This window comes from Erythrobacter sp. QSSC1-22B (assembly GCF_001678665.1).
Lineage (GTDB): Bacteria > Pseudomonadota > Alphaproteobacteria > Sphingomonadales > Sphingomonadaceae > Qipengyuania.
Genome location: NZ_LZRP01000002.1, coordinates 297,448 through 322,348, shown reverse-complemented (window position 1 = coordinate 322,348; position 24,901 = coordinate 297,448). Strand labels below are relative to the sequence as shown.

Genomic DNA, 24,901 nt, shown 5'->3' with positions numbered 1-24,901 from the left:
TTCGCTGGGTCTCGGGTGCGCCGGGGATGCGGCGCCGCGAGTTGGCAAAGACTAGGCCGATAAAGCGGGCCGCTGCTGTCCTTCGATTGCGAATATGGGGAATATCGCGGCTATTTCGAGTCCCCCCACCATCGTTTCGACATCGTTCAATCCTTTTTCCCGAACAGCGCGTCGGCGGCGACACGATGCGCGGCGGCGTTGTCGCGATGGCGCGTGACGCGGGCGATTTCGGCTTGAAGTTGCGCGATCCGCGCCGTCAGCTCGTCTTGCGAATAGGGGTCCAGATCCTCGGTGGCGAGGCGGTCGGCGGCATCGCCGCGGGGCCTTGGTCTGTCCTCGGGATCCATTGTCTCGCACCATCGCCTTTGCGGCGCATAGCTGTCAATGGTTCGGTTGCGGTGCGGTGCAGCGCGCGATACACCGCGCGGACAAGACAGGCTGGGGGCACATGGGCGACACTATTCCGGACGAGATGACGGCGATCGGCTACGACGAGCCGGGTAAACCCGAGGTGTTACGCCCCGAGAAGCTCCCGGTGCCGCGACCCGAAGGCGGCCAGGTTCTGATCGCGGTCAGCCACGCCGGGGTCAATCGCCCAGATGTCATCCAGCGCCAGGGCTTCTATCCGCCGCCGCCGGGCGCCTCCCCGATCCCCGGTCTGGAGATTTCCGGCACGGTGGTCGCGGTCGGCCCCGATGCTCCGCCCGAAATGCTCAACCAGCCGGTCTGCGCGCTGGTTACCGGCGGCGGCTATGCGCAATATTGCCTCGCGCAGGCGACGCATTGCCTCCACATCCCCGAGAGCATGTCGATGGCGCAGGCTGCCGCCATTCCCGAAACCCTGTTCACCGTGTGGCACAATGTTTTCGAGCGCGGCTGGGCGCGTGAGGGCGAAACCTTGCTGGTCCATGGCGGCACCAGCGGGATCGGCACCATGGCGATCATGCTCGGCAAGGCCTTCGGGCTGACCGTCGTCACCACTTGCGGCAGCGACGAGAAATGCGCCGCCGCCCGCGAGGTCGGCGCCGATCTGGCGATCAATTACAAGACCAAGGATTTCGTCGAGCACGTCCGCCAGTTTACCGATGGCAAGGGCGCGGATGTGGTGCTCGACATGGTCTCGGGCGAATACGTCCAGCGCAATCTCGATTGCCTCGCCGAGGATGGCCGCCACGTCACCATCGCGGTGCTGGGCGGGCTCAAGGCCGAAATCAACATGGCCAAGGTAATGGGCAAGCGTCACACGCTGACCGGTTCGACGCTGCGCGCGCGGCCGGACGAGTTCAAGGCGCTGCTCGCCGATGAAATCCACAACCATGCCTGGCCGCTGTTCGAGGACGGCACCATCTGTCCGGTAATGGACCAGATCTTTCCGCTCGAGCAGGCCGCCGAAGCGCATGCGCGGATGGAAGCGGGCGATCACATCGGCAAGATCGTCCTCGCAACGGGCGCCTGAGCGCATCCCGGGGAGGCATTTCGGCCATCGGGCCGAACTTCCGCAACGCCTCGAAACCGCAACATTGACCCGCGCCCGTCACCGAACTGTGAATCGCCTGTAACATTACCCGTGCAAGAGTAGGCAGCTCTTGCAGGAAGGGACGCATGCGATGACGCAACTGCCTACCGATCTCGCCAGCCTTGCCAATGTGACCAATTTCCCGATCGCCCAGCCGGTCGTGCCCGAACGCACGCTGGGCGAACGGCGCAAATTCCGCACCATCTGGATCAGCGATATCCATCTGGGCACCAAGGGCTGCAACGCGGCCATGCTGATCGATTTTCTCGACCACACCGATAGCGAAACGATGTATCTGGTGGGCGATATCATCGACGGCTGGCGGCTGAAGAAAAAGTTCTACTGGCCGCCCGAACACAACGACATTGTCTGGCGGGTGCTCAAGCGGGCGCATCGCGGGACGCGGATCGTCTATATTCCCGGCAATCACGACGAGATGGTGCGCCCGTTTTGCGGGATGGATTTCGGCGGGGTCGAGATCAAGCGGGCGGATGTCCACACCACCGCCGACAACCGCCGGCTGCTGGTGCTGCATGGCGACGAGTTCGATACCATCATGCTGGCGCACCGCTGGCTCGCCTTCATCGGCGACGCGCTCTATCATGTGATGATGGGCCTCAACGGCTGGGTCAACGCAGTCCGCAACGGGCTCGGACTGCCCTATTGGTCGCTCTCCAAGGCGGCCAAGCACAAGGTCAAGAACGCGGTCGAGTTCATCTCCAAATACGAGGAGGTGGTCGCCCGCGCCGGATCCGAACGCGGCGTCGACGGGGTCGTCTGCGGCCATATTCACAACGCCGAGATGCGCGAGTTCGACGGCATCTCCTACTACAATGATGGCGACTGGGTCGAAGGCTGCACCGCGCTGGTCGAGCACTTCGACGGGACGATGGAAATCCTCCACTGGCCCGACGAGATCGCCAGGCGCGAACCGCTCGCGGAACCGCCGCCCGAGGAGGAACCCGCCGAGACGCTGGAGGCAGCGTGAAACGCAGCGATCTCGCCGGTGGTGAAGCGCCGCCACTTGCGCCCACACATGGGCGGCTTGCGCCCGAGCGGACCGCTCCAGAGCGCATCGCGATCGTCACCGATGCGTGGTTGCCGCAGATGAACGGCGTCGTTCGCACGCTGACCACGACTTGCGACCATTTGCGTGCGCTGGGCCATGACGTGATGGTGGTCTCGCCCGACCAGTTCGCCTCGGTGCCCTGTCCGACCTATCCCGAGATCCGCCTCGCGCTGACCCGTCCCGGCGCGGTGGCATCGCGCCTGCGCCAATTTGCGCCCAATGCGATCCATATCGCCACCGAGGGTCCGCTCGGGCTGGCGGCACGCCGCTATTGCATGAAGGCGGGAGTACGCTTCACCACTGCCTACCACACGCAGTTTCCCGACTATCTCGCCCAGCGCACGCATCTGCCGGCGGGCTGGTTCTGGCGGTATATCCGCTGGTTCCATGGCCCGGCGCAGCGCATTCTGGTCGCGACCGAGAGCATTCGCGAGGAACTGCGCGCGCAAGGGCTGACCCAGCTTCATCACTGGAGCCGCGGGGTCGATCTCGCCTGCTTTACCCCGCAAGCGCCGCCCGCACCCGAATTCGCCGACCTGCCGCGCCCGATCCAGCTCTATGTCGGGCGCGTGGCGGTCGAGAAGAACATCGAGGCGTTTCTCGCCGGCACCCATCCCGGCAGCAAGGTGGTGGTCGGCGATGGCCCTTCGCTCGAACGGCTCACGGCGCGCTATCCGCAGGCGATCTTCCTCGGGCGGCGCAGCGGCGGTGCGCTTGCCGGGTGCTATGCGGGAGCCGATGTCTTCGTCTTCCCGAGCCGCACCGATACCTTCGGACTGGTGATGATCGAGGCGCTTGCTTGCGGCACCCCGGTTGCGGCCTATCCGGTCGCCGGCCCACGCGACATCCTGACCGGCGAGGTCGGCGCGATGTCCGAGAAGCTCGAGGACGCAATCGCCGCCGCGCTTACCCGCGACCCGGGTGCGTGTGCACAATTCGGCGCCGGTTTCAGCTGGGCCGCGGCAACGAGCCAGTTTCTCGCCGGGCTCGCTGCGATGGAGGTCCAGGCCGTCGCGGCCTGAGTGCTTGCCCAACGCCCGCATGTGGCGTAGAAAGGGGTTCCAGCGGCCGCTCCGAAAGGGGCGGCCCTTCTATTTTCAGTCCAGCGAAAGTTTGCCCAATGGCCGACCAACCCAAACCGCTCATGCCGCATGCGACCGCCACCTGGCTGGTCGACAACACCGGCCTGGCCTTCGAACAGATCGCCCAGTTCTGCGGCCTCCACATCCTCGAGGTCCAGGCAATGGCCGACGATCTGGCGAGCTCGAAATACACCGGCCGCGATCCGGTCCATGCCGGCGAGCTGACGCAGGCAGAGATCGAGCGCGGGCAGCAGGACGCCGGCTACGAGCTCAAGATGCAGCGTGCTCCCGTGGAAGTGACTCGGACCAAGGGCCCGCGCTACACTCCGGTTTCCAAGCGCCAGGACAAGCCCGACGGCATCGCCTGGATCCTGCGCAACCACTCGGAAATCTCCGATGCGCAGATCGGCAAGCTGATCGGCACCACGCGCAACACCATCGGCGCGATCCGCGAGCGCTCGCACTGGAATATCCAGAACATCCAGCCCAAGGATCCGGTGACGCTGGGCCTGTGCTCGCAGCGCGAACTCGACGCTGTGGTGGCCAAAGCCGCCAAGTCGATCGTCACCGACGAGGACGCCGCCGAGCCCGAGATCGTCGTCCCAGGGACCAGCGATCGCGAAAAGCTGATCGAGGAGCTGCGCGCCGAGCGCGATTCCAACCAGAAGGCTGCCGCCGAGGCGGTCCAGGAAGCCGAAGCTGCTGCCTGGCTCGAGAACAAGCGCGCCGAGGAAGCGGGCGGCGAAGGCCAGAGCTGAACCGGGCACTCGAACCGATTTCCGCATAAGCGGCAGACCCATAAGCGGCTGACAAAGGCAGGCGGACCCGCGATCCGCCTGCCTTTTTGCTTGCCTTTGAAGGCGAGCGCGTCATGTTATTGACATGACTGTAAATAAGCTTTTTCCGCCCGTTCCGGCCAGCTATGGCCATGCCCGCCCCTGGGAAACCGAGGTGGTTCCCGAGCTGCTCCACGCGACTCTTCAGCGCCAGGCCGAAGCGCACCCCGATGCGCTGCTGGTCGAGTTCCTCGGCCGCAAATACAGCTATCGCGAAATCCATGCCGAAGCGCGGCGCTTCGCCTATGGGCTGATCGCGCGCGGGATCGCTCGCGGCGACCGCGTCGGGCTCTTTCTCCCCAACGTCCCCGCCTATGTCTCGGCCTATTACGGGGCAATGATGGCGGGCGCGGTGGTGGTCAATTTCTCGCCGCTCTATACGGTCGAAGAGCTTGCCCAGCAGGTCGAGGACTCGGGCACACGGCTGCTGGTGACGCTCGATGCACCCGCGCTGCTGCCGACCGCGCTCAAGGTGCTCGACGGTTCCTCGCTTGAGAAGCTGGCGGTCGCCAAGCTCTCCGACATGCTGCCGCTGGTGAAGAGCCTCGCGCTGCGCACGCTGCGACGCAGCCAGATCGCGGTCGTCCCCGATCGCGCCGATGTCGCCCCTTTCGCCGACTGGCTGTCCGATACCCCAAGCCCGTTGCCCGAGCTCGAGACCGGCGATCTGGCGCTGTTGCAATACACCGGCGGCACCACCGGCACGCCCAAGGGGGCGATGCTGTCGCACGCCAATCTGTCGAGCAATGCGATCCAGGTCGACATGATCGATCCCTTCGATCGCGAGCGCGCAGATATCGTTATGGGGGGGCTGCCGCTGTTCCACGTCTTCGCCAACACCTGCGTGCTCAACCGCACCGTGGCGAAGGGCGGGGCGATGGTGCTGGTCCCGCGGTTCGATCCCGGACAGGTCCTCAAAACCATCACCCGTACCAAGCCGATGGCGTTTCCCGGCGTCCCGACGATGTTCCAGGCGCTGCTCGACCACAAGGATTTTGCCAAGACCGACTGGTCCTCGCTGCGGATATGCATCTCGGGCGGGGCACCCATGCCCGCGCCCTTGCGCGAGAAGTTCGAGAGCGCGACCGGGGTGCGGCTGGTCGAGGGCTACGGCCTGACCGAGAGTTCAGGCGTGGTCTCGACCAACCCCTATGAAGGGCTGCGCAAGCACGGGACGATCGGTCAGCCTCTGCCTGCAACGCAGGTCATGCTGCTCGACAAGGAGGACCCGACACGGCTCGCCCCCGATGGTGCACCTGGCGAACTGGTCATCCGCGGGCCGCAGATCATGCAGGGTTACTGGAACCGCCCCGAAACCCAGGCGAGCGCCTTTGCCGAGCATGAAGGTGTAAGCTGGCTGCGAACCGGCGATGTCGCCACCATCGACGACGACGGCTTTCTGACGATTGTCGACCGGATCAAGGACATGATCGCGGTGGGTGGTTTCAAGGTTTTCCCGAGCCAGGTCGAAGCGGTGCTGCTCGAGCATCCGCAGGTCAAGGAGGCGCTGGTGATCGGCCATCCCGACGCATACCTCGGCGAGCACCCGATGGCCTATGTAACGCTCAACAATGCCGATGGCGTCGCAGCGCCCGCAGACGGCGAGTTGAAGGATTGGCTCAACGCGCGGGTCGGCAAGCACGAGCGGGTCGAGGATGTGGTGGTACGTGCCGATCTGCCCAAGACGATGATCGGCAAGCTCGATCGAAAGGCGCTGCGCGCCGAGGTCCTGACCGCCGCCTAGGCGGATTTCGCTCCGGTTTTACTGCACGATTCTTATTGCGCGATGGCGAGCTTTGGTTCGTCGCTGTTGGCGGCGTCCTGATGCTCCGTGCCAGCGGACGCGGCTTTCTGGGTCGCGCGCGGTGCGAAACGGCCCTCGACCTCGGCCCCCTGCTCGATCGTCAGCGCGTCGTAATGGACATCGCCGTCGATCCGGGCCGATTTGAGAATCACCAGCTCGCGCGCCGAGATCGATCCGATCACGGTCCCCGCCAGTCGCGCAGTTTCCGCCGTCACCGCACCGGTGATCGTGCTTCCTTCGCCCTGGACCAGCGAGGAACAGGCGATGTCGCCCTCCACCGAGCCATCGATATGCAGATCGGCGGAAGCCTCGATATTGCCACGGATCGCAATGTCCGTGCCGATGACCGAGAAGGTCGAGGAAGAATTGCGCGTTGCCATGGGTCTCTCGGTTCTAGCGGCTGGCGCGTGGGGACGCGCTTCGGACTTCTTTGAGAACATTGGGTGCCGTCTCCAGGAATGGTCGGGGATTGACGGCCCGGCCGTCGATGCGAACTTCGAAATGGAGGTGCGAACCGGTCGAACGCCCGGTGCTGCCCATTGCGGCGATCGCGGCACCGGCCTCGACCTGCTGGCCCGCGCGGACCTTGAAGGCGGACAGATGCGCGTAGCGCGTCATCAGCCCGCCACCGTGATCGATTTCGACCGTATTGCCATAGCCCGACTTGCGACCGACGAAGCTTACCCGGCCCTTGGATGCGGCGGCGATCGGCGTACCCTGCGGACCGGCGAAATCGAGCCCGCTGTGCATTGCCCCGCGCCCGTTAAAGGGGTCGCGGCGGAAACCGAAGCCCGAGGAAAGCCGGGTGTTGGCCGGCTTGAAGTGCGGCAGCGCGTCGAGCGATGTTTCGAGCGCGCTCATCCGTGCGAGGCTGAGGCCGAGCCGTTCGAAGCGCGGGTCGAGGTCGTCGTCGCTGCCGAGGGTCAGCTTCTCCAGCGGACCACCCATCGCCTCACGCTCGGCGCGGTGCAACAAGGTGTCGGGGTTGAGGCCAAGGGCGCGCAACGCAGCGGCGGCGCGGGTGGAGCGTTGATCCGCAAAGCGCGTCATGCCTTCGACGAAGGCGAGCTGGCGCGCTTCGATCTTCGCCAGTTCGGCGGCTTCGGGAACGACCATCGAGACCTTTTCGACGGTCGCGGCGGCTTCGGTATCCGATCGGTCGGTTGCGCCGGGGGCTGTTGCGGGCACCATCAGATCGCTGGGCAACGAGGCGACCATGGCCTCGATGAATTCCTGCCGCCGCTGGAGATCGTCGGCGACCTCGTCGATATCGTCGCGATAAGTGGCCAGCCGCTCTTCCGAATCGGCGACCTTGTCCTCGCGCTCGGCAAGCAGGACGCGATCGGTTGAAGCGCGGTATTGGGACCAGCTCATCGCGGCCATCGTTCCCACCAAAGCCAGCAAGGCGGCGGCAACGAAAGCGGCGGTGGCGATCTGGACTCGCGAGGAGATGGTCACGAAACGGACCTGGCCTTCGGAGCGCATGAAGAATTCCCGGTCGGGAAACCAACTGCGCACGCGGCGAACCCAGCCGCCAGCGGTTGTATTATCGGACAAACTCGACCCCGTCTTTTTGACTTCTGACCCTCGACCCGTCCGCTAACAGCATTTGTCATGCCTTGCGAATCCGGGGCCGCGGAAATGGTCAGACCGAAAGCCTGGCGGGGTGAAGCGTTGCGCGAATGCGAATTTCGGGCGAATTTCCGGGAACAAAACCTTTCTCGTCGTTTTGCGCCGTCTTTTTGGGGCCGGGATTCGCACTCTCCATCGCACGCAGACAACGCAGAATCGCCCTGCTATCCGCTTAGCAATATGAGCAGTTCCCCTTCCCCTTTGCGCATCGGCCTCGCTGCCGGCACCGTCGCCACCTTCGGTCGCGGGCCGGATGGCGTCTGGCGCGACCTCTCGTGAGCGCGGCGACGCAAGCGCCGGGGCGCGTCGGCCTGCTTGGTGGCAGCTTCAACCCGGCGCATGGCGGGCATCGCCGTATCTCCTTGTTCGCGAAACAGGCGCTGGGTCTCGACGAGGTCTGGTGGCTGGTGTCGCCGGGCAACCCGCTAAAGCCGAGCGCGGGGATGGCGCCGCTGGCGGCGCGATTCGAATCGGCCAGGCTGCAGGCACGCCGCGCACCGATTCGGGTCACCGCGATCGAGCGCGAGCTGGGCACCCGCTACACCGTCGACACGCTCGGAGCGCTGCGCCGCCGCTACCGCCGAATCGACTTCTGCTGGCTGATGGGCTCGGATAATCTGGGCCAATTCCACCGCTGGCGCGACTGGCGCGGCATCGCCCGCAGCATGCCGATTGCGGTGATCGCCCGACCCGGCTATGAAGGCGCTGCCCTCGCGAGCCCCGCGATGGCCTGGCTGCGACGCTTTTCCGCATCCGCCGCCAGTCTTGCAAGAGGGGACGATTGGAGTGCGCCTGCTCTGGTGATTCTGCGTTTCGATCCGGACGAAAGTTCGGCCACGGCGATCCGCCGGGCCGATCCTGACTGGGTTGCGCGCTTCGGATCGCGATCGCTGCGCGACCAGGTGACCCGCCGATTGATCGACGATCGACCGCTCGGCCAAGACCCGAACAGCACGATGGAGGAAACATCAGCACGATGATGTGCGTTGTATCCTTCATGTCTTCTCTTTCCCGTTACAGGAGCACGACCCACGCCGATGACTCAGGCGCAAACCCACTCGGCAGCTGCCGACACCGCCACGGTCCCGTCCATGAATAGCGACGGCACCGATCCGCTGCTCGACCTCGTCCTCCAGCATCTCGACGAAGATCAGGCCCAGGAGGTCGTGACCATCGACCTCGCGGGCAAGAGCTCGATCGCCGATCACATGGTGATCGCCTCGGGCCGCTCGACGCGGCAGGTTGCCGCGATCGCCCAGAAGCTGGCCGAGAAGATCAAAAAGGCCGGCTTCGGTCCGGTCAAGCTCGAGGGTCTTCCCGCGGGCGACTGGGTGCTGCTCGATGCCGGCGATATCGTCGTCCACCTGTTCCGCCCCGAAGTTCGCAGCTTCTACAATCTGGAGCGCATGTGGGCCTTCGGCGATGCGCCGCCGGTTACCGCGTCGACCGCCACCACCGCCGGCTCGGCGTAAGTCCGCCGCTTACCCGGGACCGCGGCCGTGCTGCTCCATGTGATCGCGCGCGGCAAGCTGGGCCGCAGCCCCGAAGCCGAACTGGTCGCCCGCTACGAAAAGCGGCTCACCTGGCCGACGCGGTTCACCGAACTGCCCGAGGCGGGCGGCGCGGTGCCTGCCGCGGTGACGCCGTGCCGTACCGTCCTGCTCGACGAACGCGGGCGCAATCTCGGCTCGCAGGATTTCGCCGACATTCTCGAACGCTGGCGCGATGACGGCATTCGCGAGGCGCGCTTCGTCCTGGGCGCGGCCGATGGCCATTCGCCCGAAGATCGCGCCAGCGCCGACCTGCTGCTTGCTTTCGGAAAGGCAACCTGGCCGCATCTGCTGGCTCGCGCGATGCTGGCGGAACAGCTCTATCGCGCCACCACCATCATTGCGGGACACCCCTATCATCGTGCGTGATCTGGCGGCTAGAGTGACGTCATGACGCGCTTTCTCGCCGCCGGCCTGCTGGGTCTCGTCGCGCTCGGCTTCTGGCTCGGCACCGACGGACGCGGCCAAGCGCAATCCGCGACGCGCTTCGAGGATGCCCCTCAGGCGCGGGCCGCGCTTGAGCTGGCGCGTCGGCAGGCATCCAGCGCCCGCAGCCGCGCCGAACGCTTCGACAGCGAGGCCGCCAGCTCGACGCAGGTCTCCGAGAAGGCGCAAGCCGAAGCCGCCGCGCTCGCCGCGCGGATCCAGCAGGCCGAGGCGGCGATCGGCGTCGCCGAGGCCGAGCTTGCCTTGATCGTCACCGAACGTCGGCTGCTCGATATCCGGCTGGGCGAACGCCGCGAGCCCATCGTCCAGCTAACCAGCGCGTTGCAGACGCTGGTCCGGCGCCCGCTCTCGCTCAGCCTGTTCGCGCCCGGCTCGCTGCGCGACACGGTCTATCTTGGCGCGGTGCTCGACAGCACCGTGCCGCTGGTGCGCGACACGACCGCCGATTTGCGCGCCGAACTCGACCGCGCCGCCGATCTCCAGGCCGAAGCTCGCGTCGCGGTCGCCGCCCGCCGTGCCAGCGAGACGCAGCTGGCGCAGCGCCGCACCGAGCTGATCGCCATGGCGCAGCGCGAGCGGATCGATGCCCGCCGCGCCGCCGGAGCGGCCGATCGCGAGGACCTGCGGGCCATCGCGCTGGGCGAGCGTGCGCGCGACATCGACGGCCTGATCGAGGAGCTGGAGCAGGTCGGCGAACTGCGCGAACGGCTGGCGGCGCTGCCGGGCCCGATCCCGCGCCCCTCCGATCCTGCCGCAGCCCGGGGCGACGCCGCTTCTTCGCCACCGCCTCCGCCATCGCCCGTACCCTCCGCAACCGCGGCACCGCGCATCTATCGCCTCCCGGTCGACGGGCGGCTGGCGGCAACCTTCGGGTCGCGCGAGGACAGCGGTGCAAGGCGCAACGGCCTGCAGTTGCTCCCCCGCAGTGGCGCGCAGGTCGTCGCCCCGGGTGCGGGCCGGATCGTCTTTGCCGGTCCCTATCGCGGCTATGGCACCATCGTGATCGTCGAACACGCCAATGGCTGGACCAGCCTGGTGACCGGGCTTTCGGAACTGGCGGCGAGGGTCGGCCAGAACGTGGTCGCCGGCTCGCCGCTGGGGATGGCGGATCTGCGCGATCCGATGGTGACTCTCGAGCTTCGCCGCGAGGGCGAGCCGGTCAATCCGCTCGATTTCATTGCCTGATCGCATCGCCCGATCTCATCATAGCGGGTGCGTGCCGCTTCGCCTGCAGGTCGTGATGGGCCGGTCGTCGATCCTCAGCTAGCGTTCAGCGAGCGCAGCGGATAGGATGGCGCGACACACGATTGGACATCTGCCATGAAATTCGCCGAACTCGCCCGCAGCGCAGCGCTGGTCACTGCGGTCGCCCTGATCCCCGCGACCACAGCCGGACTGGCGCAGGTCGATGCGCGCGCAGGGCCGGAATTCGCCAGCCTGTTCGCGGCCTACCAGCGGATCAAGGCGAGCTATGTCGAACCGGTCGAGGACGATGTCCTGATTCGCGGCGCGATCGACGGCATGCTTGCCGCGCTCGACCCGCATTCCGCCTATCTCGACGGTTCGGATCTCCAGCGTCTCGAGACGATGATCGATGGCAATTATTCGGGCCTCGGCCTCTCGGTCGTGCTCGACGACGGCGCGGTCAAGGTGATCTCGCCGTTCCGCGGCAGCCCCGCCGAGGATGCCGGGATGAAGGCGGGCGACTACATCACCCATCTCGATGGCGAGCTGATCTATGGCGGCGATCTCGACGAGGCGGTGGCGCGGATGCGCGGCCCCGCCGGAAGTTCGATCCGGCTGACCATCTTCCGGCCGGGCCGCGACGAACCCTTCGATGTCAGCGTCACGCGCGGCGTGATCGAGCTGGAGCCGGTCACCCACGAGCTGATGCCGGGCAACATCGGCCACATCATGGTCAACGAATTCTCGCGCGATGTCGGCAGCGATGTCCTGGCATCGTGGGATGCGCTCAAGGAGCAGGCCAGCGGACGCTTGAGCGGTCTGGTACTCGATATGCGCTCCAATCCGGGCGGTTCGCTCGACGAGGCGGTGGCGCTGGCCGATCTGTTCCTCGACGACGGCCGCATCGTGTCGCAGCGCGGCCGCGCCCGCGGCGAAAGCATTGTCTACGAAGCCGAAACCGTGTTCCGCGGCGATATCGCGGCAGGTGTGCCGATCGTGGTGCTGATCGACGCGGGTTCCGCCTCGGCCTCCGAGATCGTTGCTGGCGCGCTGCAGGACCATCGCCGCGCGGTGATCATGGGCGATCGCAGCTTCGGCAAGGGCAGCGTCCAGTCGCTGCTGCCGCTGGGCCGCGATTCCGCGCTCAAACTGACCACCGCGCGCTATTACACCCCGGCCGGCCATTCGGTGCAGGAAGGCGGTATCAAGCCCGATATCGCGGTTCCGCAATTGTCCGATCCCGACCTCGCCAAACGCTCGCGCTTCACGATGCGCGAATCGGATTTGCGCGGCCACCTGATCAACGAGCTGAAGCTCGAGGATTCGGCGCTGGAAACGGACCGGCAGGACGATCCGCGCTTCCAGAAAACGGCGGAAGAGCTGAAGGACGAGGGGATCGAGGACTTCCAGCTGCATTACGCGCTCGAAACGCTGCGCCGCACCGCGCCGAACGCGGTGGCGGCCCGCCGCTAATGGCGCTATCCCGGATCGGATGATCGTTTCGCCATCCTTCCGCCTGGCGCAGCAACTGGCGCTGGGCATCCCCGCCGTTCTGCTCGGCGGGGCCTATCTCTCCGAATATGGTTTCGGCCTGTATCCGTGCGAGATGTGCTGGTGGCAGCGCTGGCCGCATTTTGCCGCGATCGGGCTGGCACTGCTCTCGTTCCGCCTGCCGCGCCGCGAGGTGTGGGTCGGCCTGGCCGCGCTCGCGATCCTGATTTCAGGGGCGATAGGCGGGTTTCACGCCGGGGTCGAATATGATTGGTGGGAAGGGCTGACCGGCTGCGCCACCATTGTCCCGCAGGATGGCGTAAGCGCGCTCGATGCCATCATGAACGCGCCGATGATCCGCTGCGACGAGGCACCATGGAGCCTGCTGGGCGTTTCGTTGGCGGGATGGAACTTCCTCGTCTCGACCGCCGGGGGTCTCACGATCATGGCCCTTCTTTCACGGAGCAAAGCTTATGCCCAAGCCTGATATCCACCGCATGATCCGCGTCGACCAGGCGGGCGAATTCGGCGCGACGCGCATCTATGCCGGCCAGCTTGCGGTAATGGGCGACCGCGGTCCGCATTCGGCGGAGATCGCCGGCATGGCCGAACAAGAAGCTCAGCACCGCGCTAAATTCGATGCGCTGATGGCGCGTCGCAGCGTGCGCCCGACCGCGTTGCAGCCGTTCTGGTCGGTGGCCGGCTATGCGCTCGGCGCGGCGACCGCGCTGCTCGGCCCCGAAGCGGCGATGGCCTGCACCGCCGCTGTCGAGGAAGAAATCGACCGCCATTATTCCGACCAGCTCGACGAGCTCGAGGAGGATGGCTCCGATCCCGAACTGGCGGGGATGATCGAGGAATTCCGCGAGGACGAGCGCGAGCATCGCGATGCCGCCCTGGCCGCGGGGGCCGAAAACGCTCCTGCCTATCCGCTGCTCTCGGGCCTGATCCGGCTGGGTTGCCGCACCGCGATCAAGGTTTCCGAACGCATCTGACCGTGGAGCGCTCGGTCAGCCGGCGCGCTTCAGGACATATTCACGCCGTCGGGCCCTAATTGACGGGCTGTTGAGAGGATTACGATGACCAAACGCCCGCTTGCCGCCCTGATGCTCGCCACCGCCGCCTGCCTTGCGACCCCGCTCGCCGCGCAGGAAACCGGCGGCGACACGGTCAACATGGTCATTCTGTACGGTGACGATGCCGCGCCCGAGCCGGTCGGCGACGAGATCGTCGTGGTCGCCCGGCTGCCTGAGGCCGATCGCTATCGCATCCCCGAATCGCTGCGCTACAGCGACAATCCTGCCAACTCCAGCTGGGCCGAGCGGGTCGAGCGGCTCGATATCGTCGGCAATTTCGGCACGCTGTCCTGCAGCGCGGTCGGGGTGGGCGGCTCCACCGGCTGTACGCAGGAAATGATCGCGGCGGCCTATGCCGATCGCGAGAACTCGTCTTCGGTCCGGTTCGGCCAGCTGATCGAAGCGGCGCGCGCCGAGCGGCTGTCGCAGATCGACGAGCTTGCTGCCGATGAGCAGTCGCGGGTCGAGCAGGTCGAGCGCGAATATCTCGAGCGGCTCGAGCGCGAGCGCGATGCCGAACTGCCCGATACCGAACTCGCCGCGCCGCCGCCGTCGCCCAATTGATGCGGGACTGACACGCGGCTGCGAACTGCGCTAGAGCGGGCGGCATGAGTGACAAGCGCAAGATCCTGACCGTCTTCGGCACCCGTCCCGAGGCCATCAAGCTGTTTCCGCTGATCCACGCGCTGGAGGCGGACGAGCGATTTGTCTCGCGGGTCTGCGTTTCGGCGCAGCACCGCGGGATGCTCGACCAAGTGCTGGAGATCGCCGGGATTGCGCCGCATCACGATCTCGATTTGATGACCCCGGGCCAGACGCTCGACGCGCTGACCGCGCGCGCGCTGACCGGGATCGGCGAGGTTCTCGACATCGAGAAGCCGGACTTTGTGGTGGTCCAGGGCGACACCACCACCGTGATGGCGGGCGCGCTTGCCGCCTATTACCGCCAGATCCCGGTCTGCCATGTCGAGGCGGGCTTGCGCAGCGGCGATATCCATCACCCCTGGCCCGAGGAGGTCAACCGCAAGGTCGTCGGCACATTCGCGGCGCTGCATTGCGCGCCGACCGAAACCGCCGCCGCGGCGTTGCGGCGCGAGAATGTCGCCGCCGATACCATTCATGTCACCGGCAACACGGTGATCGACGCGCTGCAATGGGTCACCGCCAAGATCGCCGCGCAGCCCGAACTGGCTTCCGGTCTCGCTCCGCTCGAACAACGCTTCGCGGGCAAGCGGATCATCGGCATGACCAGCCACCGCCGCGAGAATTTTGGCGATGGTATGCGCGGGATCGCCGGTGCGGTGCGCAGGATCGCTCAGCGCGAGGATGTCGCGGTGATCTTCCCTGTCCATCTTAACCCCAATGTCCGCGAGGTAATGGAGGCCGAACTCGCCGGGCTCGACAATGTCGCGCTGATCGAACCGCTCGACTATCCCCATTTCGCCCGGCTGCTCGATATCGCGACGCTGATGCTGACTGACAGCGGCGGGGTGCAGGAAGAGGCGCCGGCGCTGGGCAAACCGGTGCTGGTGATGCGCGAGACCACCGAGCGGCCCGAAGGTGTCGCGGCGGGGACTGCGAAACTGGTCGGAACCGATCCCGATACGATCGTCGCCGAGACGACCCGCCTGCTCGACGACCCGCACGCCTATGCCGCCATGGCCCGCGCACACAATCCCTTCGGCGACGGGCACTCGGCACTGCGGATTTGCGATCTGCTCGCGGAGTAATCGGCGCTGTTTGAGCGCGTGTTACTGTAAAATTTACCGACAGAGGCTAGGGATCGCTGAAACACTTCAGGGATACCCATTTCATGCGCGGTGATATCAAGCCCGACGTCTGCGTCATCGGTCTCGGCTATATCGGCCTGCCCACCGCCGCGATCATCGCCCGATCGGGCTGCCCGGTCCACGGGCTCGACGTCTCGCAAAGCGTCGTCGACACGATCAATCGCGGCGAAATCCATATCGAGGAGGTCGATCTCGACGGGCTGGTGCAGGCGGCGGTGCAACGCGGCCTGCTCAAGGCCTCGACCCAGATCGCGACCGCCGATGTCTTTGTGATCGCGGTCCCCACGCCGTTTGCGAAGGATGGCAACCACACGCCGGACACCAGCTTCGTCATGTCTGCGGCGACACAGATCGCCACGGTCCTCAAGAAGGGCGACACGGTGATTCTCGAATCGACCTGCCCGGTGGGCACCACCGAGGCGCTGCGCGACCTGATCGCGCGCGAGCGGACCGATCTGGCCTTGCCGGGCATGAGCGAAGGCACTCCCGATGTCTCGATCGCCTATTGTCCCGAACGCGTATTGCCGGGCAAGATCCTCGAGGAACTGACGCACAATGATCGCTCGATTGGCGGGATCACCCCGCGCTGCGCACGCAAGGCGCTGGCCTTCTACAAGCGCTTCGTGAAGGGCGAATGCGTCACCACCGATGTCCGCTCTGCCGAAATGACCAAGCTGGTCGAGAACGCCTTCCGCGACGTCAACATCGCCTTCGCCAACGAGCTTTCGATGATCGCCGACCGGCAGGGGCTCGACGTCTGGGAGGTGATCCGCCTCGCCAACCGCCATCCGCGGGTCAACATCCTCACCCCCGGGCCGGGCGTGGGCGGGCATTGCATCGCGGTCGATCCGTGGTTCATCGTCCATGGAGCCCCCGAAGACGCGCGGATCATCCGCCAGGCGCGCGAGACCAATGACGCCAAGATGGCGCATGTGCTGGCGCGCGCCAAAACGCTGATCGAAGCGCATCCCGAACAGCGCGTCGCCTGCCTCGGTCTCGCCTTCAAGGCCAATATCGACGATTTCCGCGAGAGCCCCGCGCGCTTCGTCGCCGCCGGGCTGGCGCGCGAATTCGGCGAGCGGGTCCATGTGGTCGAACCCTATGCAGGCGAATTGCCTGGCGAATTCGATGGCACCGGCGCGGCTCTGGTCGATCTCGACACCGCGCTGGAGGAATGCGGCATCATCGTGGTGCTGGTCGATCACGATATCTTCAAGGTCGTCCCGCCCGAGGAACGCGAAGGGGCGCTGGTCTACGACACGCGGGGAATCTGGCCCGACGTCGCCTGAGGCATAGCTGGCCCGCAGGCCTGGCCGTCAGGCCCCGTGATAGTCGCGATACCAGCGCACGAATTGCGGCACGCCGTCCTCGATCAAAGTAGCAGGTTCGTAGCCATGATCGGTCCGGATCGCTGCGATATCGGCATAGGTCTTTTCAACATCGCCCGGCTGCATCGGCAGCAGCACGCGCTCCGCCTTGCGCCCGCAGGCCTCCTCGATCAGGCCGATCACCTTGAGCAGGGGCTCCGAGCGATTGTTGCCGATGTTGTAGAGCGCATGCGGCTTGGTGCTGCCGCCGGCCTTTGCCGCGCCGTCATCGGCGGGGGGCGCATCGAGACAGGCCAGCACCCCTGCGACGATATCGTCGATATAGGTGAAGTCGCGGTACATTTCGCCGTGGTTGAAGACCTTGATCGGCCGCCCCTCGAGGATCGCGCTGGTGAACAGCCACATCGCCATGTCGGGACGGCCCCAGGGGCCGTAGACGGTAAAAAAACGCAGTCCGGTCAGTGGGATGCGATAGAGATGCGCATAGGTCTCGCTCATCAACTCGTCGGCGCGCTTGGTCGCGGCATAGAGCGAGACCGGGTGATCCGCGCGATCATCGACCGAAAAGGGCAGCTTGGCATTGCCGCCATAGACCGATGAGGAGCTGGCATAGACCATGTGCTCGATCTGACGGTAACGCGCCACTTCGAGCAGTGCGAGATGCCCGGTGATGTTGGAATGGGCATAGGCGTGCGGATTCTCGAGCGAATAACGAACGCCGGGTTGCGCACCCAGATGGACGATGCGGTCGAAATCTTCGCCCTCCAGCGCTTGGGCCAGCGCCGCCGGATCGGCAAAATCCACACCGCGAAATGCAAACGCCCCGTCACCCGCAATCCGCGCCCGCTCGAGCCGTGCCCGCTTGAGCGCCAGAGAATAGTAGTCGTTGCCATTGTCGATGCCGAGCACTTCATTGCCGCGATCCATCAACGCCATAGAGACGGCGTTGCCGATGAACCCGGCTGCCCCGGTGACAAGAATCCGCATATCGCTCTCCGTCTTCTGGCCCGTTTACACTGAGCCCTTCAGCTCATCGCGCGCAGACAGCCTATCGCAATCTGTCCGCGTTCGCGGGGCTCGGGGATCTCTTCGGAGCGTTGTTGGCGATCGTCTGCGATATCGGAAGCGGACTTGTTTTCCGCCGAGCCGAGTTGCTGAACCCGCTGATTATAGATCGTGCGGACCTGTTCGATGGCGTTGACCATCGCGGTGTCGAGCTGTCCGCTCTTGGACAATTGCGAAGAGACCGATTCCAGAGCGATGCTGCACGACAGCGATCGGTCGTAAGCGCTGGTCTCGGCCGACAGCGCGCTAACACTGCCGATGGAAAGAGCCAGTGCCGCCTGCTTGTCCTGCGCGCTGAACTCGCGGGCCTGCTCGGCCATCTTGTCCGGCGGGGGTGACACCTCGTTCGAGCCGCAAGCGGCCAGCGGCAGCGTTATCAGGATTAGATTGGTTGCCACCGCATTGCGGCGTGAGGTTCTGAGAATGGCCATGGCCCCAGTAATGGCACAATTGGTTTTGCGCAAACGGGAAATCCTCTGTCCGCCGCCCGATGCTGCTTCCTGACCCCTCCCCCGCGCGCCGTCGGTGATGGCGATGCTGGCTTTTGCAGCGGTGTGACTGCCGACGGCCCAAGGGAGCCGACGCGAACCTGCAGGTTCTCCCGCGGGATAGCCCCTTCTCTCCTTTACGTTCATCCCCTCCCATCTTATAAGCCGCGAAATGCTCGCCAGACCGGATTAATCAGCTTAAAATGCGCAATATATTCCTTAGCATATTGGCCTGCGTCGGCCTGGCCGGGTGCGCGGGGCAGCCGCCCGTCCAGTCGACCGCCGACCTGACCGTTATCGATGGCGAGATGACGCTTCCGGCGCCCGGCCGTACCGATCTAGCCGCAGCAGACCGGGTCGCCCTCATCGGCCCGCTCGATACCATCACCGTGCGAGTTTTCGGCGTTCCCGAGCTTGGTGGGCAAATGCAGGTCGATACCAGCGGTCGGATCGCCATGCCTCTGATTGGCGCAGTCGACGCCGGCGGCAAGACCTCGGCTGAGCTCGCACGCGACATCGAGCTTGCCTTGGCCCAGAACTTTCTCCGCGATCCCGATGTCACGATCAATATCAACAGCTCGGTCAGTCAGGTGGTGACGGTGGATGGGCAAGTTGTGGAGCCCGGACTTTATCCTGTAACCAACCAGATGACACTGCTCCGCGCGGTCGCCTCGGCCCGCGGCCTGACCGAATTCGCCGATCAGGACGATGTCGTCATCCTGCGCACCGTGGAGGGCCAGCGGCTTGCCGGTCTCTACAACATCGGTGCTATCCGTCGCGGCTTATATGCCGATCCGGAAATTTACGCCAACGACTTGATTGTGGTCGGCGACAGCCCGCAGAGGCGCCTTTTCCGCGACTTTATCGGAGTGGCCCCGCTTCTTGCTGCACCGCTCATTGCAATCTTGCAGAGATAGACCCGTTGAAATCATGAACATTCTTGCAAGCAGCCCCGAAGAGCGGCGCTCTGATCGAACTGCCGAGGCCAATGCGCCGTATAATTCGGTCATGGCGATCGAGGAGCCTTCCATCCTGCAGCACTACATGCGGATCGCGTTGCGCTGGCGCTGGATCATCATCGGGGCGACCATCGCCGTGATGGCGCTCGGCCTCGTCGTTACCTTGCTAATGACGCCGCAATATACCGCCGCTTCAACGATCGAGATCCTGCGAGAATCCGATCAGGTGACGAGCTTCGAAGGCGTCGAGCGCGAAACCAGTGTTGCGGATCAGGAGTTCTACCAGACCCAGTACGGGCTGCTGCGCGCCCGAACTCTCGCCGAGCGGGTGGCTACCGAACTCAATCTGATCGACGACCCCGAGTTCTTCGAGATGTTCGGCGCAGCGGAAGAAGGCGAGGAAGCCTTTCAGATCAACAATGGTCGCTTCCCGGCGCAAGGCCGCGCGCAACGCCAGCGCGTTGCGGGTGAAGTGTTGCTGGACCATGTGAGCATTGAGCCCACACGGTTGTCGCGGCTTGTGGACATCCGTTTCACCAGCCCAGACCCGGCATTTTCCGCCAGCGTGGCCAATGCCTGGGCGGAGAATTTCATCGAATCCAATCTGGAGCGCAAGCTTCAGTCGACCTCTTACGGACGCGACGCGCTTCAGCGTCAGTTGACCGATTACAAGCAGCGGCTCGACGAATCCCAGCGTCAATTGGTGACTTACGCCTCGAACCAAGAGATCATCAATCTCCCGGCCACCAGCGAAGGTGCCCAAGAGCGTCCCATTGTGGCGGATAATCTTGCGGCTCTCAACTCGGCGCTGAGCGAGGCGATTGCGGATCGTATTGCTGCCGAGTCTCGCTTCCGTCAGGCCGGAAGTGCCGGCAGCACCGCAGCAGCTCTGGGCAACACGGCCATCAACAATTTGCGCCAGCGGCGCGCCGAACTGGCGGCGGATTATCAGCAATTGATGGTTCGCTTCGAACCCGGCTATCCCGCCGCTCAGGCAATCCAACAGCAAATCGACGCGCTGGATAGCGCAATCACGCGCGAGGAGTCGCGCGTTTCTGGATCGGTGCAGGCCGAATATCGCCAGGCGGTGCAGCGCGAGAGCGCCCTGGAGATGCGCGTCAACTCGCTGAAGGACGAGTATCTCGATCTTCGTCGGCGTTCGATTCAGTACAATATTTTCGAGCAGGAGGTGGACACCAACCAGGCGCTCTACGATGGCCTTCTCCAGCGGTTTGAGGAGATCGGTATCGCGGGCGGCGTCGGGGTCAACAACATCGCGATCGTCGATCTTGCCGATGTTCCGCAAATCCCGTCGAGCCCACGCCTGGTGCTCAATTTGCTGATCGCTCTGCTGGGCGGCATGCTGCTCGGTGTGGCGATTGCACTGGGTCTCGAGCAACTCGACGAATCCATCGGCGACCCCACCGAACTGCAGCGTCGGCTCGGCCTGCCGCTGCTCGGGTCGGTGCCCAAGGTAGCGGACGAAACCCCGATGGAGGCTTTGCTCGATCGCAAGTCCGAACTGGTGGATGCCTATCTCGCGGTCCAGACGAACCTTGGGTTTACGACCGAGCATGGCATTCCGCGGGCGTTTTCGGTTACCTCCACTCGTCCCGGCGAAGGTAAATCGACCACCGCGCTGGCGCTCGCGACGATTTTGTCGCGCCAGGGCCGCAAAGTCATATTGATCGACGGCGATATGCGCTCGCCATCGGTCCATCAACTCGCCGGGGTCGATCATGATCGCGGACTGAGCAATTTCCTCACCGGCGAAGATGCGCTGGAGAGTCTCATTTTCAAGATGGAAGATCTCGGCGTCGATGCGATGACGGCCGGCCCGATCCCGCCTAACGCCGCCGAATTATTGACGGGGAATCGCCTTTCCCTTCTGGTCGACCGGTTGCTGGTGACCTACGACCATGTAGTGGTCGACAGCCCTCCGGTCCTTGGTCTCGCCGATGCTCCGCTGATCGGCTCGCAGCTGGACGGTGTCATCTACGCCGTCGAATCGCATGGCATTCGCAGCACGCAGGTAAAGACCGCGCTCGGGCGTCTGGTCAGCGCTAGGGTCAAGGTGTTCGGCGGCATTGTTACCAAATTCGACGCTCGCAAGGCGCACTTTGGCTATGATTACGATTATGGCTATGGCTACGGGCGAGACGCGAAAACAGAGTCGGCCTGATGCCGAAGCGACGCCGCCCCCCATTCACCTCCCGCGCCATGCCGCGCCGGACGTCGCGCGAGTGGCTGGGGCGCGGGGTGCTTGCTCTGGGTGCACTCACTCTTGGTGTCATGAGCGTGGGTGGCTCGTTCGCGCGAGTGGTCGAAGGGGTCGATCCTGCGCGCGCTGCCGTGCTGGCGCCGGGTAACGGTGTTATCCTCGCCGCCAGCGCGCAGCAGGCATTCACCATTGCCCCGAGCGATGCCGAAGATTCAAAACCGGCACGGCTTGCTCGCATGGCGCTGCGCGAGGATCCGACCGCCGTGGATGCGCTCAACGTGCTCGGGCTTCAGGCGCAATTGCGCAGCGAAACCGAGCGGGCTAGGGAAATTTTTCAATACTCGTTGCTGCTGACGCGGCGCGAATTGCGGCCGCAAATCTGGGCAATCGAGGAGGCGGTGAATCGTGGCGACATCGCCGCAGCCTTGCGCAGCTACGACATCGCCCTGCGCACCTCCAGAGAAGCGCCCGCGTTGCTTTTGCCCAACCTGGTTGCCGCCTTGGCCGAACCCAAAGTGCGGTCCGGCCTGCTGTCGATCATGGCGAGCGAACCCATCTGGACCAATAGCTTTCTGAACCGGGTCGCGACTAGCGGCATCGCTCCGGCAGCGGGTGTGACATTCTTCCGCGAGGGTGAAGCGATCGACCTGCCCGTCACCGATGATCTGCGCGCGGCGCTGGTAAATGGATTGCTGGCTGAGGGAGAAACCGAGCAGGCCTGGGATTATTATTCCGAATTCCGCCGCGGCGCCGTGCGCGACCGCTCGCGCGATGCGGAGTTTGCACTGAACACCGGGATCCGGGCCGCTTTCGATTGGCTGCCGAGCACCGAGTCGGGCATTTCGGCCGCCATTCTGCAACAGGGGCAGGGCGGCATACTCGACTTTTCACTGCCCCCCGGCACTGGCGGTATGCTCGTCCAGCAAACCCAGATGCTCCCGCCGGGCACCTACCGGATTTCGGGGAGCAGCCAAGCGATCGACCTGCCCGAGCGCTCGCGTCCCTATTGGGCGCTGCTTTGCCAGGATGGGCGCGAACTGGGCCGCGTCGAGGTGCCCAATTCGGATGTCGCGAAGGGCTCCTTCGATGGGGCGGTTAGCGTTCCGGGCGATTGTAGGATGCAGACCTTGTCCTTGATAGCACGGGCATCTGATGACATTGTCGGTGTTTCAGGTCAGATCGAACGGGCTTCGCTCGTTCCGGCAGGAGCGGTGCGATGAATGCTAGGTACGACAGATCGGCGATGCTCGGCATGACCGGCGCCGCGCTTATCGCGATAGGCTTCGCCGTACCCGCAGTAGCGCAAGAACTCCCTCCCTTCGATCCCACCGAGGAGATGGAGGAGGTTGAGGAGGCGGACACGCAGAACGAGGGACTGGAAAGGACTGCCCGGACTGCGGATACCGGCATTGGCGAGGTCGGTCAGCGCCAGACCGCGCAGGACAGTGCGGCGATCCAGGCACCGCTGGACCGGATCGCGTCGCGCATCAACAATCGCATCGAGAATCGCATCCGCAACCGGATCGATCGCAATTACGACCCGACCGCGAACGCCACCTCGCCCTATGCAGTTGCCGACCGGCAGACGCGCGCGAGCAGAATAAGCGGACCGCGCTAGGATTAGCGACCCCGGCCTGTCCATTGCCGACGAAGGCTAGAGCACCTGTTCCGACCCCTCAATCCAGCGCGATATCGGGCGCGTCTTCCTGTTTCATGCCGACGACGTGATAGCCGCCATCGACATGATGCACCTCGCCGGTCACCCCCGATGACAGGTCGGAGAGGAAGTACAGTCCCGAGCCGCCGACATCCTCGATCGTGACGTTGCGGCGCATCGGCGAATTGAGTTCGTTCCAGCGCAGGATGTAGCGAAAATCGCCGATCCCGCTGGCGGCCAGCGTCTTGATCGGCCCCGCGCTGATCGCGTTGACGCGGATGTTCTCGGGCCCGAGATCATTGGCGAGATATTGCACGCTCGATTCCAGCGCCGCCTTGGCGACCCCCATGACATTGTAATGCGGGATGACCTTTTCCGCGCCGTAATAGGTCAGCGTCAGGATCGAGCCACCGTTGGGCATCATCGGTCGCGCGCGCTTGGCCACCGCGACCAGCGAATAGGCCGAGATGTTCATCGTCATCAGGAAATTCTCGAGGCTGGTGTCGACATAGAGACCGCGCAGTTCGGCCTTGTCGGAAAAGCCGATCGCGTGGACGACGAAATCGATCGTTTCCCAGCGTGCCCTGAGCGTCGCAAAGGCTTCGTCGAGCGCGTCCATGTCGGAGACGTCGCATTCGAAGATGAAATCGCTGTCCAATTGCTCGGCCAGCGGGCCGACGCGCTTCTTCAGCGCCTCTCCCTGGTACGAGAAAGCCAGTTCGGCGCCCTGTTCGCGCAAGCGCTTGGCGATGCCCCAGGCCAGCGATTTGTCGTTGGCGAGGCCCATGATCAGGCCACGCTTGCCTGCCATCAATCCGCTCATTCTGCGTTCCCTTCGGTAGTTGTGTTCTGCAGCCCTTGCTCGGTCTCGTCGATTGCGCTGGATTCTTCCTCGGGCGTTTCTGCCAGAGCGGCGTTGAGTTCGGCGCCGAGCACGACGCCAAGCCCCACCAGCCAGAAGAAGAACAGCGCAACCATGATCCCGGCAAGGCTGCCGTAGGTGAGGTTGTAGGTGAAGAAACTGCGCAGCACGATGGGCATCAGGATTGCGACCAGGATCCACCACACCGTCGTCAGCAACACGCCGGGCCATTTAGGGTAGCGGCTTGCGCGGTATTGCGACGGCGTGAGCGTGTAGAAGATCAGGTAGAGCGATGCGAACAGCCCGAGCGCCGGGATGATCCGTGTCAGCCGCAGATCGTTGACCCGATCGACCAGCTGCGGGAAATACGCCTCGATCACTTCCTGCGCGGCACCGATCAGGAACTGCGCGATGAGCGACAGCATCAGCAGCACCACCGCACCGACGATCACCCCGGCGGAGAGCAGGCGGTATTTCCAGAACGCATGCATCAACTGCGTTCCGTAGGCGCGGCGCAGGATGTCGCGGATCGTCTCGACCAGACTGCCGACGGTCCACAGCGCGACCAGCGCACCGGCCCAAAGCAGCCAGCCGCTGCGCGCCGAGATCACGTCGCGCGCCACCGGTTCGATGACATTGCCGACCACCGGGGGCAGTGCGACCAGCACCGCATTGATGCTGGCGGCGCGGTCGCTTTCCTCGCCCACCAGCGAGAACAGCGCGGCGCCCAGGATGAAAAAGGGGAAGATCGAGAAGATCGCCAGATAGGCGAGATTGCCGGCATGGATGAAGCCGTCGTTGAAGGTGCCGATGGCGGTGCGCTTCATCACCTGCCAGGCTCTG

26 protein-coding genes are annotated in these 24,901 nt (G+C 64.8%); 19 read left to right on the top strand and 7 right to left on the bottom strand.

Annotated elements, in window-relative coordinates; translation table 11 throughout:
* Positions 1 to 146: 146 nt before the first annotated feature.
* Positions 147 to 347: a DUF1192 family protein gene (locus A9995_RS05345; protein WP_067610070.1), complete on the bottom strand. Its 201-nt coding sequence runs from the start codon at positions 345 to 347 to the stop codon at positions 147 to 149.
* Between the two features lie 101 nt (positions 348 to 448).
* Here A9995_RS05345 and A9995_RS05340 point away from each other — a divergent pair, with 101 nt between their 5' ends.
* From A9995_RS05340 to A9995_RS05320, 5 genes are all read left to right on the top strand, one after another.
* Positions 449 to 1,456 (top strand): NAD(P)H-quinone oxidoreductase, encoded by a 1,008-nt coding sequence (locus tag A9995_RS05340; protein WP_067610357.1) that lies wholly within the window; start codon positions 449 to 451, stop codon positions 1,454 to 1,456.
* A 151-nt stretch (positions 1,457 to 1,607) separates the two neighbouring features.
* Positions 1,608 to 2,504, top strand: coding sequence for a UDP-2,3-diacylglucosamine diphosphatase (locus tag A9995_RS05335; RefSeq protein WP_067610067.1), 897 nt, complete (start codon positions 1,608 to 1,610; stop codon positions 2,502 to 2,504).
* A gap of 119 nt (positions 2,505 to 2,623) precedes the next feature.
* Positions 2,624 to 3,607, top strand: a complete 984-nt coding sequence (locus tag A9995_RS05330; protein WP_067610355.1) for a glycosyltransferase family 1 protein — start codon at positions 2,624 to 2,626, stop codon at positions 3,605 to 3,607.
* A 98-nt stretch (positions 3,608 to 3,705) separates the two neighbouring features.
* Positions 3,706 to 4,425, top strand: a complete 720-nt coding sequence (locus A9995_RS05325) for a DUF1013 domain-containing protein (RefSeq protein WP_067610066.1) — start codon at positions 3,706 to 3,708, stop codon at positions 4,423 to 4,425.
* A 124-nt stretch (positions 4,426 to 4,549) separates the two neighbouring features.
* Positions 4,550 to 6,247 (top strand): AMP-binding protein, encoded by a 1,698-nt coding sequence (locus tag A9995_RS05320; protein ID WP_067610064.1) that lies wholly within the window; start codon positions 4,550 to 4,552, stop codon positions 6,245 to 6,247.
* A 32-nt stretch (positions 6,248 to 6,279) separates the two neighbouring features.
* Here A9995_RS05320 and A9995_RS05315 read toward each other — a convergent pair whose 3' ends face one another.
* A complete protein-coding gene (locus tag A9995_RS05315; protein WP_067610062.1) occupies positions 6,280 to 6,687 on the bottom strand; it encodes a polymer-forming cytoskeletal protein in 408 nt (135 codons plus the stop codon).
* Positions 6,688 to 6,700: 13 nt separating this feature from the next.
* On the bottom strand, positions 6,701 to 7,864 hold the full coding sequence (locus A9995_RS05310; protein ID WP_233998090.1) for a M23 family metallopeptidase: 1,164 nt from the start codon (positions 7,862 to 7,864) through the stop codon (positions 6,701 to 6,703).
* A 350-nt stretch (positions 7,865 to 8,214) separates the two neighbouring features.
* Here A9995_RS05310 and A9995_RS05305 point away from each other — a divergent pair, with 350 nt between their 5' ends.
* The 10 genes from A9995_RS05305 to wecC all read left to right on the top strand — a co-directional run bounded on the left by A9995_RS05305 (position 8,215) and on the right by wecC (position 16,767).
* Positions 8,215 to 8,919, top strand: a complete 705-nt coding sequence (locus tag A9995_RS05305; RefSeq protein WP_067610055.1) for a nicotinate-nucleotide adenylyltransferase — start codon at positions 8,215 to 8,217, stop codon at positions 8,917 to 8,919.
* 111 nt (positions 8,920 to 9,030) lie between these two features.
* Positions 9,031 to 9,411, top strand: a complete 381-nt coding sequence (gene rsfS, locus A9995_RS05300; protein ID WP_233998107.1) for a ribosome silencing factor — start codon at positions 9,031 to 9,033, stop codon at positions 9,409 to 9,411.
* A gap of 27 nt (positions 9,412 to 9,438) precedes the next feature.
* Positions 9,439 to 9,858, top strand: a complete 420-nt coding sequence (locus A9995_RS05295) for a 23S rRNA (pseudouridine(1915)-N(3))-methyltransferase RlmH (RefSeq protein WP_067610051.1) — start codon at positions 9,439 to 9,441, stop codon at positions 9,856 to 9,858.
* A gap of 21 nt (positions 9,859 to 9,879) precedes the next feature.
* Complete coding sequence (locus A9995_RS05290; RefSeq protein ID WP_067610050.1) at positions 9,880 to 11,121, top strand: murein hydrolase activator EnvC; 1,242 nt, start codon at positions 9,880 to 9,882, stop codon at positions 11,119 to 11,121.
* Positions 11,122 to 11,256: 135 nt separating this feature from the next.
* A complete protein-coding gene (locus A9995_RS05285) occupies positions 11,257 to 12,594 on the top strand; it encodes a S41 family peptidase (RefSeq protein ID WP_067610049.1) in 1,338 nt (445 codons plus the stop codon).
* A 19-nt stretch (positions 12,595 to 12,613) separates the two neighbouring features.
* Positions 12,614 to 13,099, top strand: a complete 486-nt coding sequence (locus A9995_RS05280; protein ID WP_067610047.1) for a disulfide bond formation protein B — start codon at positions 12,614 to 12,616, stop codon at positions 13,097 to 13,099.
* A complete protein-coding gene (locus tag A9995_RS05275) occupies positions 13,086 to 13,607 on the top strand; it encodes a demethoxyubiquinone hydroxylase family protein (protein ID WP_067610045.1) in 522 nt (173 codons plus the stop codon). Before A9995_RS05280 ends, A9995_RS05275 begins: the two co-directional genes overlap by 14 nt.
* Before the next feature lie 84 nt (positions 13,608 to 13,691).
* Positions 13,692 to 14,252, top strand: a complete 561-nt coding sequence (locus A9995_RS05270; RefSeq protein WP_067610043.1) for a hypothetical protein — start codon at positions 13,692 to 13,694, stop codon at positions 14,250 to 14,252.
* Positions 14,253 to 14,296: 44 nt separating this feature from the next.
* A complete protein-coding gene (wecB, locus tag A9995_RS05265; RefSeq protein WP_067610041.1) occupies positions 14,297 to 15,418 on the top strand; it encodes a non-hydrolyzing UDP-N-acetylglucosamine 2-epimerase in 1,122 nt (373 codons plus the stop codon).
* An 83-nt stretch (positions 15,419 to 15,501) separates the two neighbouring features.
* Positions 15,502 to 16,767: a UDP-N-acetyl-D-mannosamine dehydrogenase gene (gene wecC / locus A9995_RS05260; RefSeq protein WP_067610039.1), complete on the top strand. Its 1,266-nt coding sequence runs from the start codon at positions 15,502 to 15,504 to the stop codon at positions 16,765 to 16,767.
* Between the two features lie 27 nt (positions 16,768 to 16,794).
* On the opposite strand, the gene A9995_RS05255 is transcribed toward wecC, so the two are convergent.
* Together A9995_RS05255 and A9995_RS05250 are read right to left on the bottom strand one after the other, a co-directional pair.
* Positions 16,795 to 17,793: an NAD-dependent epimerase/dehydratase family protein gene (locus tag A9995_RS05255; RefSeq protein WP_067610037.1), complete on the bottom strand. Its 999-nt coding sequence runs from the start codon at positions 17,791 to 17,793 to the stop codon at positions 16,795 to 16,797.
* Between the two features lie 38 nt (positions 17,794 to 17,831).
* The gene (locus A9995_RS05250; RefSeq protein WP_067610035.1) at positions 17,832 to 18,302 is read right to left on the bottom strand and encodes a hypothetical protein; all 471 of its coding nucleotides are present in this window, start codon (positions 18,300 to 18,302) and stop codon (positions 17,832 to 17,834) included.
* Positions 18,303 to 18,586: 284 nt separating this feature from the next.
* On the opposite strand from A9995_RS05250, the gene A9995_RS05245 reads away from it, so the two are divergent.
* The 4 genes from A9995_RS05245 (at position 18,587) to A9995_RS05230 (ending at position 23,157) form a co-directional block, all read left to right on the top strand.
* Positions 18,587 to 19,276 (top strand): polysaccharide biosynthesis/export family protein, encoded by a 690-nt coding sequence (locus A9995_RS05245; protein ID WP_233998089.1) that lies wholly within the window; start codon positions 18,587 to 18,589, stop codon positions 19,274 to 19,276.
* Entirely contained in the window at positions 19,242 to 21,500 is a 2,259-nt protein-coding gene (locus A9995_RS05240) for a polysaccharide biosynthesis tyrosine autokinase (RefSeq protein WP_233998088.1), read from the top strand. Before A9995_RS05245 ends, A9995_RS05240 begins: the two co-directional genes overlap by 35 nt.
* Before the next feature lie 275 nt (positions 21,501 to 21,775).
* Positions 21,776 to 22,759: a hypothetical protein gene (locus A9995_RS05235; protein ID WP_145916815.1), complete on the top strand. Its 984-nt coding sequence runs from the start codon at positions 21,776 to 21,778 to the stop codon at positions 22,757 to 22,759.
* On the top strand, positions 22,756 to 23,157 hold the full coding sequence (locus A9995_RS05230; protein ID WP_145916814.1) for a hypothetical protein: 402 nt from the start codon (positions 22,756 to 22,758) through the stop codon (positions 23,155 to 23,157). The genes A9995_RS05235 and A9995_RS05230 overlap by 4 nt, the downstream gene beginning before the upstream one ends.
* 58 nt (positions 23,158 to 23,215) lie before the next feature.
* Here A9995_RS05230 and fabI read toward each other — a convergent pair whose 3' ends face one another.
* Both fabI and A9995_RS05220 read right to left on the bottom strand, forming a co-directional pair.
* Entirely contained in the window at positions 23,216 to 24,019 is an 804-nt protein-coding gene (gene fabI, locus A9995_RS05225) for an enoyl-ACP reductase FabI (RefSeq protein ID WP_067610027.1), read from the bottom strand.
* A complete protein-coding gene (locus A9995_RS05220; protein ID WP_067610351.1) occupies positions 24,016 to 24,888 on the bottom strand; it encodes a YihY/virulence factor BrkB family protein in 873 nt (290 codons plus the stop codon). Before A9995_RS05220 ends, fabI begins: the two co-directional genes overlap by 4 nt.
* Between the last annotated feature and the right edge of the window lie 13 nt (positions 24,889 to 24,901).

Excerpts from the sequence above, each read along its gene's own strand:
- A9995_RS05320 (WP_067610064.1), top strand. The coding sequence starts at position 4,550 with ATGACTGTAAATAAGCTTTTTCCGCCCGTTCCGGCCAGCTATGGCCAT.
- A9995_RS05345 (WP_067610070.1), bottom strand. The coding sequence starts at position 347 with ATGGATCCCGAGGACAGACCAAGGCCCCGCGGCGATGCCGCCGACCGC.
- wecC (WP_067610039.1), top strand. The coding sequence starts at position 15,502 with ATGCGCGGTGATATCAAGCCCGACGTCTGCGTCATCGGTCTCGGCTAT.
- A9995_RS05340 (WP_067610357.1), top strand. The coding sequence starts at position 449 with ATGGGCGACACTATTCCGGACGAGATGACGGCGATCGGCTACGACGAG.
- A9995_RS05335 (WP_067610067.1), top strand. The coding sequence starts at position 1,608 with ATGACGCAACTGCCTACCGATCTCGCCAGCCTTGCCAATGTGACCAAT.
- A9995_RS05290 (WP_067610050.1), top strand. The coding sequence starts at position 9,880 with ATGACGCGCTTTCTCGCCGCCGGCCTGCTGGGTCTCGTCGCGCTCGGC.
- A9995_RS05315 (WP_067610062.1), bottom strand. The coding sequence starts at position 6,687 with ATGGCAACGCGCAATTCTTCCTCGACCTTCTCGGTCATCGGCACGGAC.
- fabI (WP_067610027.1), bottom strand. The coding sequence starts at position 24,019 with ATGAGCGGATTGATGGCAGGCAAGCGTGGCCTGATCATGGGCCTCGCC.
- A9995_RS05275 (WP_067610045.1), top strand. The coding sequence starts at position 13,086 with ATGCCCAAGCCTGATATCCACCGCATGATCCGCGTCGACCAGGCGGGC.
- A9995_RS05235 (WP_145916815.1), top strand. The coding sequence starts at position 21,776 with ATGGCGCTGCGCGAGGATCCGACCGCCGTGGATGCGCTCAACGTGCTC.
- A9995_RS05330 (WP_067610355.1), top strand. The coding sequence starts at position 2,624 with ATGAACGGCGTCGTTCGCACGCTGACCACGACTTGCGACCATTTGCGT.
- A9995_RS05230 (WP_145916814.1), top strand. The coding sequence starts at position 22,756 with ATGAATGCTAGGTACGACAGATCGGCGATGCTCGGCATGACCGGCGCC.
- A9995_RS05325 (WP_067610066.1), top strand. The coding sequence starts at position 3,706 with ATGGCCGACCAACCCAAACCGCTCATGCCGCATGCGACCGCCACCTGG.
- A9995_RS05285 (WP_067610049.1), top strand. The coding sequence starts at position 11,257 with ATGAAATTCGCCGAACTCGCCCGCAGCGCAGCGCTGGTCACTGCGGTC.
- rsfS (WP_233998107.1), top strand. The coding sequence starts at position 9,031 with ATGAATAGCGACGGCACCGATCCGCTGCTCGACCTCGTCCTCCAGCAT.
- wecB (WP_067610041.1), top strand. The coding sequence starts at position 14,297 with ATGAGTGACAAGCGCAAGATCCTGACCGTCTTCGGCACCCGTCCCGAG.
- A9995_RS05255 (WP_067610037.1), bottom strand. The coding sequence starts at position 17,793 with ATGCGGATTCTTGTCACCGGGGCAGCCGGGTTCATCGGCAACGCCGTC.
- A9995_RS05270 (WP_067610043.1), top strand. The coding sequence starts at position 13,692 with ATGACCAAACGCCCGCTTGCCGCCCTGATGCTCGCCACCGCCGCCTGC.
- A9995_RS05250 (WP_067610035.1), bottom strand. The coding sequence starts at position 18,302 with ATGGCCATTCTCAGAACCTCACGCCGCAATGCGGTGGCAACCAATCTA.
- A9995_RS05280 (WP_067610047.1), top strand. The coding sequence starts at position 12,614 with ATGATCGTTTCGCCATCCTTCCGCCTGGCGCAGCAACTGGCGCTGGGC.